This is a genomic window from Xanthomonas hortorum pv. cynarae (assembly GCF_002939985.1).
GTDB classification, from domain to species: domain Bacteria; phylum Pseudomonadota; class Gammaproteobacteria; order Xanthomonadales; family Xanthomonadaceae; genus Xanthomonas; species Xanthomonas hortorum_D.
Genome location: NZ_MDFM01000001.1, coordinates 283,731 through 295,703 on the forward strand (window position 1 = coordinate 283,731; position 11,973 = coordinate 295,703).

Genomic DNA, 11,973 nt, shown 5'->3' on the forward strand with positions numbered 1-11,973 from the left:
GCTCGTTGTTCTGTGCTCTAAAAGGTTGCGAGGGAAATGCACATCATAAGTTGCCAAATTGAATGGATGAGTTTGCTTGGAACATAATCTTACGCCTCACCAATCCAAGTATTTTGCATGGCTACTTACGCGTCGTGCAGCGGGCGACTCCGTGGAATCACTAGCCTCAACGCTGGTTGACTCGCAGGTTGATCTCAATCCACATCAGGTTGATGCCGCGCTTTTCGCTTGCCGTAATCCCCTTTCGCGCGGTGTGCTCCTCGCTGATGAAGTGGGGCTCGGCAAGACCATTGAAGCGGGATTGGTCATTTTGCAGCGTTGGGCCGAGCGACGCCGCAAGATTCTTATCATTGTCCCCGCCAACCTGCGCAAGCAGTGGCACCAAGAGCTGCAAGACAAGTTCGGGCTGCAAGGACTGATTCTCGAAGCCAAGAGCTTCAACGCGATTCGCAAGCAGGATCGACAGAACCCATTCCTGTTCGCCTCCGGCCCGGTTATCTGTTCCTACCAGTTCGCCAAGTCCAAAGCTGACGATGTCAAGAGCATTGACTGGGACTTGGTCGTCCTCGACGAGGCACATCGCCTGCGCAACGTCTACAAGACCAGCAATGTCATTGCCAGGACACTCAAAGAGGCGTTGTCGCACGTTCACTCTAAGGTGCTTCTAACTGCAACGCCATTGCAGAACTCATTACTAGAACTCTATGGGCTGGTCAGCTTCATCGATGATCGCGTGTTCGGGGACATCGACAGTTTTCGCTCGCAATTTACTGGCCGGGAACAGGCCTTCAACGGTCTGCGTAACCGACTGGCTCCTATCTGCAAGCGCACTCTGCGCAAACAGGTTCAGCCTTATGTGTCGTATACGGCGCGCAAGGCCATCGTCCAGGAGTTCACGCCGTCAAGCGAAGAGCAGGAACTGTCCAGACTCGTTGCTGATTACTTGCGTCGTCCCAATCTGAAGGCCATGCCCGACGGACAACGCCAGCTGATTTCACTGGTGCTATGGAAGTTGCTGGCGTCCAGCTCGCACGCTATCGCGGGTGCGCTGGAGACCATGGCTAAACGGCTTCAGGGAGTGTTGGATGAAACTGCCGACGTTCCCGATCTGGCCGAACAACTCGACGAGGACTACGAATCGCTGGACGAAACCGCGGATGAGTGGAGCGACCAAGGATCTACTTCTACGGCACCGAAGCGCTCAGAGCGATATGCCATCGCGCAGGAAATTGACGAGCTTCGTCAATTTAAGGCGCTGGCGACCAGCATCCGCGACAACGCCAAGGGCAGGGAGCTTGTCACCGCGCTGGATCGTGCCTTCGCGGAACTGGATAGACTGGGTGCAGCCAGAAAGGCGATCATCTTCACCGAATCCAAGCGCACACAGGACTATCTCCTCAGCTTGCTGGCTGACACGCCATACGGTGATGGCATCGTGCTCTTCAACGGCACCAACAGCGACCAGCGTGCGCAGGTAATCTACAAGGACTGGCTCAAACGCCACGAAGGAACTGACCGCATCACCGGCTCCAAGACCGCCGACACCCGTGCGGCACTGGTCGAGCACTTCAAGGAGCGCGGCAAGGTCATGATTGCCACCGAGGCTGGAGCTGAGGGCATCAACCTCCAGTTCTGCTCGCTCGTGATCAACTACGACCTGCCCTGGAATCCGCAGCGTATCGAACAACGCATTGGTCGGTGTCACCGTTACGGGCAGAAGTTCGATGTGGTGGTTGTGAACTTCGTCGATCTCACCAATGAGGCAGATAAGCGCGTCTACGAATTGCTGGCGCAGAAATTCCAGCTCTTTGAGGGCGTGTTTGGCGCCAGCGACGAAGTGTTAGGTGCCATCGGTTCGGGCATTGATTTCGAGCGGCGCATTGCTGAGATCTACCAGAACTGCCGAGAACCCGATGAAATTAAGTCTAGCTTCGAGCAACTCCAGCTCGACCTCTCCGGCGAGATCAACGAGGCGATGGTGAAGACGCGCCAGGTCTTGCTTGAGAACTTTGATGAAGAGGTGCAGGAGAAGCTGCGCATGCGGGCTGACGACAGCCGCAACGCGCGTAACCGATTCGAGCACATGCTGATGGACTTGACTCGTGCCGAGCTGCTCCATTGTGCAGTGTTTGATCACGATGGCTTCCATCTCCACCACATGCCGACAGGGATCGAGCGCAGCGACCTCAATGACATCGAATTAGGGCGTTACGAGTTGCCCCGCCGCTCTGGCGACGCGCACATGTACCGCATCAATCATCCGCTGGCGCGGTGGGGCATCGAGCAAGCCAAGGCTCGTGTACTCGACGTTGCTCGTGTCGTCTTCGATTACAACGCCTACGGCTCAAAGATCAGCACGCTTGAAGCCTACCGCGGCAGGGCCGGATGGCTCACAGTAAGGCTAGTCACTGTCGAGACACTCGGCAACCAGGAGCAACATCTGCTGGTTGCCGCGGGTACTACCGACGGCGTCTTGCTGGCAGAAGAAGATCCGGAAAAACTGCTGCGCCTACCCGCGACCACACACGCAGCAAGCCTGTTTAATGCCCCTGATGCCACCTTGCTAGCCGACGCGGAAGCCCGCAAGACCTCACTCCTGCGCGACGTCAACGAGCGCAACCTCGGTTACTTCGAGCAGGAAGTCCAGAAGCTCGACGCCTGGGCTGACGATCTGAAGCTCGGTCTGGAACAGGAGATCAAGGAGATCGACCGCGAGATCAAAGAAGTACGCCGCACAGCCGCGACCTCGCCGACACTGGACGAAAAGCTGTCATGGCAGAAAAAACAGCGCGAACTGGAAAGCAAGCGCAGCAAGCTGCGGCGCGAATTGTTTGCTCGACAGGACGAAGTCGAAGCGCAGCGCAATGACTTGATCAGCCAGCTTGAAATGCAACTTGAACAGCAGGTCGAGGAACGCACGCTTTTCACCATCGAGTGGGAGCTGCTCTGATGGCAACAGTTATCGCACGCCCCCTTGAAATCGATCTGCTGTGCCAAAAACTTGATGCGGACTACGCGACCCGAATCAGCGGGACGGGAAACACTCCAGAGTCTCGGCGTAGCAACTACTTGTCCAAGGCAATCGCGGCATTCGTCCTGCACGAAGACGCTGGCGCCAATCTGGATGAGGCCGTGGCCGCCAGCATCGATGGTGGCCAAGATCATGGTATCGATTCGGTATTCGTTTCAACGGATCAAACGATCTGGCTGGTCCAGTCCAAGTACAAGGAGTCGGGCACCGGCGAGCCCGAACTCGGTGATGTATCCAAATTTCGGGATGGCGTAACCGACCTTCTGCAAGGACACTGGAACCGGTTCAACAACACCCTGCAAAACCGCCAAGCGGCAATCACCAATGCCTTGAATAGCGGTGTCTGCAGAATCAAAGTCGTGCTTGCCTATTCCGGCACGGCGGTGTCCGATGATCGACGCAACATCTTTGCCGACTTGGAGCGCGCGTTCAACGGCGCGAATCCGGGCTTTCTTCGGTGCCATGCTTATGGGCTCACGACCCTGCACGACCTACATCTGGACGGGGTTTCGGCCCAGCCCATAGAAGCCGAAGTCGAATTGAAGGACTTCGGTCATACGCAGGAACCTTACCGGGCGTTCTACGGGCGCATGGACGGCAAACGGGTCGCCGAGCTTTGGGCGGCACACGAAGAACACCTGGTTGATCGGAACATTCGCCGGTTCAAGGGCACGACCACCGTCAATGCAGGGCTAACCGAGACACTCCGACAAGAAGCACAGCACTTCTTCTACTTCAATAACGGCGTCACCTTCCTCTGCGATTCCATAACGGAACAGCATCCCCGCGACCCGCATCGTCAGACTGGGACGTTTCGCATTCGCGGGTTGTCCATCGTCAACGGCGCACAGACGGTTGGGGCGATCGCCCGCGAGCCAATGGCCCACTACGATGCTCATCCCATCGTAGTCATGGCGACTTTTGTTTGTCTTGAGAACGCGCCTGATGGCTTTGGCGATCGAGTCACCCAATCGCGCAACCGGCAGAATGCCGTTGATCTGGAAGATTTTGCCGCGCTCGATGAGCGTCAGACCATGTGGCAGCAGACCTTGCAGATGGCGGGCATCACCTATCTGGTCAAACAGGGGGAGGACGATCCGCCGCTATCGCCAACCTGCTTCAGCGCACGTGAACTCGCGCCGTTCCTGGCTTGCACCGTAACCACGAACGACTGGCAGGACTACGTGACCGCGGCCAAGGCCGACAAAAAGAAGCTGTTTGGGCGCGAGGGATTGGTATCAGCCACCGACCCCCTACGCCAATCCTACGAACGGCTCTTCGCCGACTCGCTCACGGCAAAGAAAATGTGGCGGATAGCCCAAATCGGCCGAGTGGTTGTAGAAAAAGTCCGCGCCCGTGCCATCGCCGAGGGTGATCCTGCAGGTTTGCCAGCGGGATCACTCCCTGCTCGGGAGATTCTCACTCACGGCACCTGGTTAGTTCTACATGTCATCTTCATCCGCCTTCAGCTGCAGAACGGGCCGGCGCTGGCGTTGACACAGGATGAACTGACAGCGATTTCGCGCGAAGTCGATCTTGTTTGCGAGCGTCTTGTGAGTTCTGCCCAGGGCGTGCAGTGGAACAAGCAGGCTCGCAGCCTCTTCGAGAACAAGACGGACTGTCGAACCGTGAAAAGTCGTTTGATGGTGGCATTGGCACAGCAAGGCCAGGGAGGAAACCAGTAATGCAAGCGAACATTAAAGGTCTGGTAGATCGACTGGAGCTTTCCCAGGCAAAGGCAATGATGCCGCTTTACGAGGCCATTTCGAATGCCGTCGATGCAATCGAAGAGCATCAGGACGGCTTCAGCAATCATTCGATTCGCATTCGACTGGTGACCTCTAATGATCTTGCCTATCAGGCTGGGGATGGAACTCTGGTGGTGGACGGCTTCGATGTTATTGATGATGGCGTTGGCTTCAATGACAAGAACCTGGCTTCGTTTCAAGAAGCCCACACGCTTTCAAAGGTCAAGGTCGGCGGTCGAGGTGTCGGGCGCTTCACTTTCTTGAAGGTGTTCTCATCCGTACACATCCGCAGCGTCTTTCAACGCGACGGCAACGCTTTGCTGCGCGAGTTCGACTTCAGCATCCACGATGAACTGAAAGGTGCAGACACCACGTCTGAAGTCAAAGAGGTATGTGGCACGCATACCTCTTTGCGGGACATGAATGAAAAGTTTCGGGCTGGGTGGCCCAGCCAGCCCGAAACCATCGCTGAACGCATCATTGCGCACTTCCTGATTCGATTCGCGGCCCGTTCCTGCCCTGCGATGACCTTGGAATCTCCGGGACATGCTTCGATTGATTTGCACGCACTGTTTCAATCAACGGTGTTGGCGCATATCCAGGAGCAGTTCCTCGAGGTCTCGGGGTATACATTTGCCTTGCAGGCGTATCGTCACCGTGACGGACGCTCGCGCCATGAACTCAACTTGTGCGCGAACGGCCGTGAAGTCACCACGAGCAAGCTGCGAGATCTGCTTCCGGAACTGCCTGAGAAGCTGATTGACGAAGAACAGACGCCGTACACCCTGATTGTGCTGGTTACCGGGGAGTATCTGGATGACCATGCCAATCAAGAGCGTACGCGTATCGCTTTCAAAAGCGATGAGGAGCCCGAGCTGGAGCGAACTCTTGTCTCACGACGGGCCTTGAATCAGGGTCTTGCAGATGCGTTGCGGCCGCTGCTCATGGATGACTTGAAGTCAACGAACGAAGAAAAGCGTGCCCAGATCGAGAAGTTCGTGGAACAAGCCCCGGAATACAGAGCGCTCACGCATCCTCGCTATCGAGAAATGATCGAGCAGAGGATTCAACCCGGCTTGTCGGATGAGAAACTAGACGAAGCGCTTTTGCATGTCAAACGGGAAGTCGAGGACGGCGTCCGCAAGGACTTGCGTCATGCTGCCACCTACTTTGAGAGCGAATCGTTTGAACAGTATGCGGAGCGTTTTCAAACACTTGCCGAGCAGGCCAATGAGCTAGGCAAGGCTGAGCTTGCGAAGTACATCACACATCGCAGAACGATTCTTGACTTGATTTCGCTAAGCCTAAAAAAGCGGCGTTCGGACAACAAATATCCGCTTGAACGAGTTTTGCACAAGATGCTCTTCCCCATGGGGGCCACTTCAAAGGATATTTTCTTTGAGCAGCAAAACCTTTGGGTGATCGACGAGCGGCTTTGCTATCACACATTGCTCACCTCAGATAAAAAACTGAAGTCTATTGAAGGCCTTGAAGACACATCCGGCAAAGAGCCCGATATCTGCGCTTTCTTTTACGACACCCCCGTCGGAGTTCGAGAAGAAGGGGACTCCACAGGTGCAATTGTCGTCATTGAGTTCAAGCGCCCAGGTCGTGACGACTATCAAGCCGACCCTGCTCAGCAGATCATAAAGCGGTTTGTCGAGATTCAGGAGAGCAGGCTTGAAGACGTTGATGGTAGGCCGATTAATGCACGCGGAATTCGTTTCTTTGGCTATTTGATAGCTGACTTGACGCCATCGCTCAGGCGGGAAATGCGGATGAACTATCACGAGTCCATTGATGGCGAAGGCTATTTTAAAACCCTAACGGGCGGAAACGGCTACGTAGAAATTATCTCTTACGACAAGCTGCTCAAAGATGCCGCGCGCAGAAACCGCGTGCTATTCGAAAAGCTTGGCCTGCACAAGAATTAAGGTATTTCATTATGAGTAAGAAAAAACTAGAACTCACCTGGATTGGGAAGGACAAGCGGCCCAGGCTGGAGCCGCGCCTCCTGCTGGAAGATCCGGAAAAGTCGTACCACGCCAAGCATCGCGTGTCGGACAACGATATTTTCGATAATAGGCTGATTTTCGGTGACAACCTGCTGGCGCTCAAGGCGCTGGAGCAGGAGTTCTCCGGCCAGGTGAAGTGCGTGTACATAGACCCCCCATACAACACCGGAGCTGCGTTCGAACATTATGACGACGCACTCGAACACTCGATGTGGCTTGGGTTGATGCGTGATCGTCTGGAAATGATCCGACGTTTGTTGAGCCCGACCGGGTTCATTTGCTGCCACATCGATGACTCAGAGGGGCATTATCTGAAAGTGCTTATGGACGAGGTTTTCGGTCGATCGAATTACCTGGTCACGCTATACGTGCAGGTCCGTTATGCCGAGAAGACGCTCAAACAAGATATGGCGTTTCACAAGCAGATTGAACAGATCCATGTCTACCGAAAGGAATACGGCGCGCAGCCAATCCTGAACCAAAAGGACCTGTCGTTTGACAAGTTCTGTCATTACATTACTGAGAACACGCCTGGAAAGAAGATCAGTCTTGGCGGGAAGGCTGTCACGGTATTCGGCGCTGGCGAATGGGGCGTAGAGAAAAGAGAAGGGTCGGCAAAAGGTTTAAAAGAGATATGGGCCACTGGGTCAATACTTGATGGTAATTCCTCGGGGCGATTCTTCCGCGATTATCTGGCTGGGCGCTCGTCAACCGATGGGCTGGGCGCTCTGTACAGGGTCGAAGGTATTGGTGACGACGGTCATGGGCGTCGCTACTTCACTGGACCAGCGAGAGCGACAGCAACCAAAGGGAAGTATTACCAAGGCGTTCCACTGGGAAAACTGGAACCTGATGCAGAGCCCCAAACGCTTCCAATTGAAAACTTCTACGATCTAGCTGGCAGTTTTGGGAATTGCCGCCACGAAGGAGGTGCAGATTTCCGCTCAGGAAAAAAGCCGGAGGCTTTGCTGGAGATTATCCTGCGGCATTTTTCCTCACCGGGCGACCTCGTCCTTGATTCCTTCGCCGGCTCTGGCACGACAGGAGCTGTCGCCCACAAGATGGGACGCCGTTGGATCATGGTCGAGCTGGGCGAGCATTGCCAGACTCTCGTCATTCCACGCTTAAAAAAAGTCATCGATGGCGAGGACAAAGGTAGTATTGGCGAGGCGTCGGGTTGGCGGGGTGGCGGCGGATTCCGCTTCAGCCGACTCGCCCCGACTCTGATCGTCAACGACCGCTGGGGCAACCCGGTCGTCAATCCGGAATACAACGCGGCGATGTTGGCTGAGGCGCTGGCCAAGCTGGAAGGCTTCGACTACGCGCCGTCAGAAACTCACTGGTGGCAGCACGGCCACTCTAGCGAGCGCGATTTCATCTACGTCACCACACAGAACCTGTCCGCCGATCAATTGCGTGGCCTTTCCGATGAAGTTGGTCTGGAGCAGAGCCTGCTGGTGTGCTGCGCCGCTTTTCACGGAGTCACGACTGCAAAAGCGGCGGAGCGCTGGCCTAATTTGACGTTGAAGAAGATTCCGAAGATGGTGCTGGCTCGCTGCCATTGGGGGCGTGACGACTACAGCCTAAATGTGAGCAACCTGCCTATGGGGGAGATTGAGAACGCCGAGCCTGAGGCTCCTGGCAATATCGTCAAGAATTCTAAGGGCAGAAAGGCGATCCTCGTCGACGCCGGACAGCGCGGCCTGTTTGGGGGGGGCGAATAATGAACGCCCGCGTCCTGCACGCCGTTACCGGTCGCCTATCCCTGCGTCCGCCTCAGGGGGATTCTCTCACCAAGCTGGTTCGCGCGCTCGATGCCGCGCCCGAACTCTTGGGCCACGAGCGAGATGTCCCGACGATTCTCTCTACACTGAAGGCAGAATTCCGCACGCTGCAGGATTTCGAGCGCGAGTTTCCGTCGCTCTGCTTTGCGCTGGCCACGGGCGTAGGCAAGACGCGCCTGATGGGGGCCTTTATCGCTTACCTGCATCTAGCGCACGGCATCAACAACTTCTTCGTGCTCGCGCCCAACTTGACGATCTACAACAAGCTCATCAAGGACTTTACGCGCAACACGCCGAAGTACGTGTTCAAGGGCATCGCCGAGTTCGCGCAGCAACCGCCGCTGATCATCACCGGTGACAACTACGACCAGACCGGCGCGGCGGTGGATGATCACGCACAAGGCTTCGGCCACGACGTGCGCATTAACATTTTCAACATCTCCAAAATCAACTCCGAGGTGCGCGGCGGCAAAGAGCCGCGAATAAAGCGGATGAAGGAAGTGCTGGGAGACAGCTACTTCAACCATCTCGCGAATTTGCCTGACCTCGTGCTGCTGATGGACGAATCGCATCGCTACCGTGCCAGCGCGGGTGTACGCGCCATCAATGAGCTGAGGCCGCTATTTGGCCTGGAGGTGACGGCGACGCCATTCGTGGAATCCAGCAAGGGGCCGGTGCCGTTCAAGAACGTGGTGATGGATTACCCGCTGGCGCGTGCGATGGAGGACGGCTTCGTCAAGGAGCCCGCCGTGGTCACCCAGCGCAATTTCGACGCTAAAGCGCATACACCCGAGGAGATCGAGAAGACCAAGCTGGAAGACGGTGTGCGCCTGCACGAGACGACCAAGGTCGAGCTGCTCACCTATGCTCGCGAGAACGGCGTCAAGCCGGTCAAGCCTTTCATACTCGTCATCGCTCGCGATACCACGCACGCGGGGCAACTCTTGGCGCTTCTGGAGTCGGAAGCCTTTTATGAGGGTCGCTACCAGGGCAAGGTGATTCAGGTCGATTCCAGCCGTACCGGCGCGGAAGAAGAAGAGATGATCACGCGCCTGCTGGCAGTAGAGAGCGTGGACGAGCCGACCGAGATCGTGATTCACGTAAACATGCTCAAGGAAGGTTGGGACGTGACCAACCTTTACACCATCGTGCCGTTGCGCGCCGCCAATGCCCGCACACTGATCGAGCAGTCCATCGGGCGTGGCCTTCGTCTCCCCTACGGCAAGCGCACAGGCGTCGCGGCGGTGGATCGCTTGAACATCGTCGCGCATGACAAGTTCCAGGAAATCATCGACGAGGCCAACCGCGGCGACTCGCCGATTCGCCTGAAGGAGATCATCCTTCCGCCACCCAGCGAGGACGAGAAGAAGGTCAGCGTGCAAGTCGAGTCCGGGGCGGCGGCGCGTCTCGGCTTGACGGAAGCACCGGTCGTGATCATGGGGGCTGCAGCCATTTACAGTGGAGCGGAAGTCCCCGTGCCCAAAGCAGTTTTCTCCACGGAGGCGGAAAAGCAAGCGGCACGGACGGTTATAGAGGTTATCGGCAAGTACGAGGTCAGGCGCGATCTAGTGCCCACCAGCAGCGCACTGCTGAGACCGGAAGTACGGCAAGAAATCCTCGCTGAAGTGGCAGAGCGGCTGAAGCCGCTGCAAGGCGAACTGCTGACTGACGTGAATGAGTCAGTCCCCGTACTTGATTTGTCCGCAGTGGTGGCGAAAACAACGGAGATCCTGGTGCAGCAGACCATAGACATCCCGCGCATCGCGGTGGTGCCGATTGGCGAGGTCACAACGGGGTTCCACGCGTTCAAACTGGATGTGAGCCAGCTCCACCTCCAGCCGGGTGAGCGCGAGATCGTCGGGCAGATGCTGCGGACCAACGAGCAGTTCACGTTGGCTGCCGAGGTCGGGCTCAAAGAGCAGCGCCCGGAAGACTACATCGTCCACGCGCTGGTGGACTTTGACGACATCGACTACTTCACCCACGCCGATCTGCTCTACGACCTCGCAGGCCAGATGGTGCAGCACCTGCGCGGCTATCTTTCCGAGGACGAAGCCATCAGCGTCCTTGATCGTGACCGCCGCCTGATCGCACGGGAGATCCGCGCGCAGATGATGGCCCACTTTTGGGAGGAGGCGACGGAGTACGAGGTGCAGGTCAGTCGCGGTTTCACCGGACTCAAGTCGTGCAACTACACCGCTGCGGCGGGCCAAACGGCCCACCACTTCCGGGAGACCGTGACTGAGACCAGTCGTATCAAGCAGATGCTGTTCGGCGGATTTGCGTGCTGTTTGTATCCGCTGCAAAAGTTCGATGCGGACACTGAGCGGCGCTTCGCCATCATCCTGGAGCGCGATGCCCTAAAGTGGTTCAAGCCTGCGAAGGGCCAGTTCCAGATCTACTACAAGCTTGGCACCGAGCAGCCGGAATACATTCCCGACTTCGTCGCCGAGACGGAGGCGATCATTTTCATGGTTGAGACGAAGGCGCGCGCAGACATCAACACGCCGGAGGTTCAGGCCAAGGCCGCTGCCGCCATGCGCTGGTGCAAGAGCGCAACCACTTACACGGCAGGAGTCGGAGGCAAGTCTTGGAAGTACCTGCTCGTCCCCCATGATGAGATCAACGAGTCAAGGCGGCTTGTGGATTACCTGCGATTTGAGGTGTGCGAATAAGATCTTCGGTTTTACTTGACAGCTCAGGATGCCGATAGCAATCTTTCCGTACGGAGCCTCGAAACTCCGCAAACAGCGGTACCCACCTCCGACAAACCGGTGGGTTTTTTGTGCCTGCAACTTTGCGGGTGCAACCGACGTGATGCTCTGCGTCGGGAGGGCGGCGAATACAACACCCGCAAGGGGAATAAGCCCGCCGACTGTTTGCGGTTTCGAGCCTCCCGACTTCCCGTCCGTCGCCTTGCGGCGGCGGGCTGATTCCATGGAATGAGGAGCAGGCCATGTCGGACGTTGTACGCGATGTGCAGTCACACCCGGGCTACTACCTGCCAGAAGGCGCGCAATATCGCCTTCAGCAATTACGCGACCACATGCGCTTTCTAGCGCGCCTGGCGCAGCCGCGTACGCAGGCCGAAGAGCAGGCGAGGCAGCCAGCCATCCGTATGGACGAACTGGCGTGCTGCCTGGAGCTGCTGGCCGAGCAGGTAACGCAGGCATTGGCGCAGGTGCAGTGGTCCGCGCGCCTGGAGCCCGACGCCTCTGACAGCGAGCGCGCTGACGCCGGGGAGGCCGCATGAGCCGGCCAGTGATGGCGTCGCCCCGTACACGCAGGCGGGCAGGGGATGACATGCAGCTGTCAGCCTCCCGTAAAATTGATCCAGCCATAATCTAGAGGTCTCCGGCACACTAGCCACCAAGGAGACCACCATGCGCAAGAGC

6 protein-coding genes are annotated in these 11,973 nt (G+C 57.0%); all 6 read left to right on the forward strand.

Annotation, left to right across the window (positions count from 1 at the left end):
• Nucleotides 1-76: 76 nt before the first annotated feature.
• The 6 genes from XcyCFBP4188_RS01465 (at nt 77) to XcyCFBP4188_RS01490 (ending at nt 11,831) form a co-directional block, all read left to right on the forward strand.
• Nucleotides 77-2,950 carry an SNF2-related protein gene (locus XcyCFBP4188_RS01465; RefSeq protein ID WP_104591509.1) on the forward strand — a complete coding sequence of 958 codons (2,874 nt, stop codon included), beginning with the start codon at nt 77-79 and terminating at the stop codon, nt 2,948-2,950.
• The gene (locus tag XcyCFBP4188_RS01470) at nt 2,950-4,716 is read left to right on the forward strand and encodes an AIPR family protein (protein WP_104591510.1); all 1,767 of its coding nucleotides are present in this window, start codon (nt 2,950-2,952) and stop codon (nt 4,714-4,716) included. The genes XcyCFBP4188_RS01465 and XcyCFBP4188_RS01470 overlap by 1 nt, the downstream gene beginning before the upstream one ends.
• Nucleotides 4,716-6,713, forward strand: a complete 1,998-nt coding sequence (locus tag XcyCFBP4188_RS01475) for a sensor histidine kinase (RefSeq protein ID WP_104591511.1) — start codon at nt 4,716-4,718, stop codon at nt 6,711-6,713. The genes XcyCFBP4188_RS01470 and XcyCFBP4188_RS01475 overlap by 1 nt, the downstream gene beginning before the upstream one ends.
• A gap of 11 nt (nt 6,714-6,724) precedes the next feature.
• Complete coding sequence (locus tag XcyCFBP4188_RS01480) at nt 6,725-8,518, forward strand: site-specific DNA-methyltransferase (protein WP_104591512.1); 1,794 nt, start codon at nt 6,725-6,727, stop codon at nt 8,516-8,518.
• Complete coding sequence (locus XcyCFBP4188_RS01485; RefSeq protein ID WP_104591513.1) at nt 8,518-11,253, forward strand: DEAD/DEAH box helicase; 2,736 nt, start codon at nt 8,518-8,520, stop codon at nt 11,251-11,253. Before XcyCFBP4188_RS01480 ends, XcyCFBP4188_RS01485 begins: the two co-directional genes overlap by 1 nt.
• 281 nt (nt 11,254-11,534) lie before the next feature.
• Nucleotides 11,535-11,831, forward strand: a complete 297-nt coding sequence (locus XcyCFBP4188_RS01490; protein ID WP_104591514.1) for an XAC0095 family protein — start codon at nt 11,535-11,537, stop codon at nt 11,829-11,831.
• Nucleotides 11,832-11,973 lie beyond the last annotated feature (142 nt).

What these genes read in the sequence shown, in the direction of transcription:
- XcyCFBP4188_RS01470 (WP_104591510.1), top strand. Translation starts at nt 2,950, where the DNA reads ATGGCAACAGTTATCGCACGCCCCCTTGAAATCGATCTGCTGTGCCAA.
- XcyCFBP4188_RS01475 (WP_104591511.1), top strand. Translation starts at nt 4,716, where the DNA reads ATGCAAGCGAACATTAAAGGTCTGGTAGATCGACTGGAGCTTTCCCAG.
- XcyCFBP4188_RS01480 (WP_104591512.1), top strand. Translation starts at nt 6,725, where the DNA reads ATGAGTAAGAAAAAACTAGAACTCACCTGGATTGGGAAGGACAAGCGG.
- XcyCFBP4188_RS01485 (WP_104591513.1), top strand. Translation starts at nt 8,518, where the DNA reads ATGAACGCCCGCGTCCTGCACGCCGTTACCGGTCGCCTATCCCTGCGT.
- XcyCFBP4188_RS01490 (WP_104591514.1), top strand. Translation starts at nt 11,535, where the DNA reads ATGTCGGACGTTGTACGCGATGTGCAGTCACACCCGGGCTACTACCTG.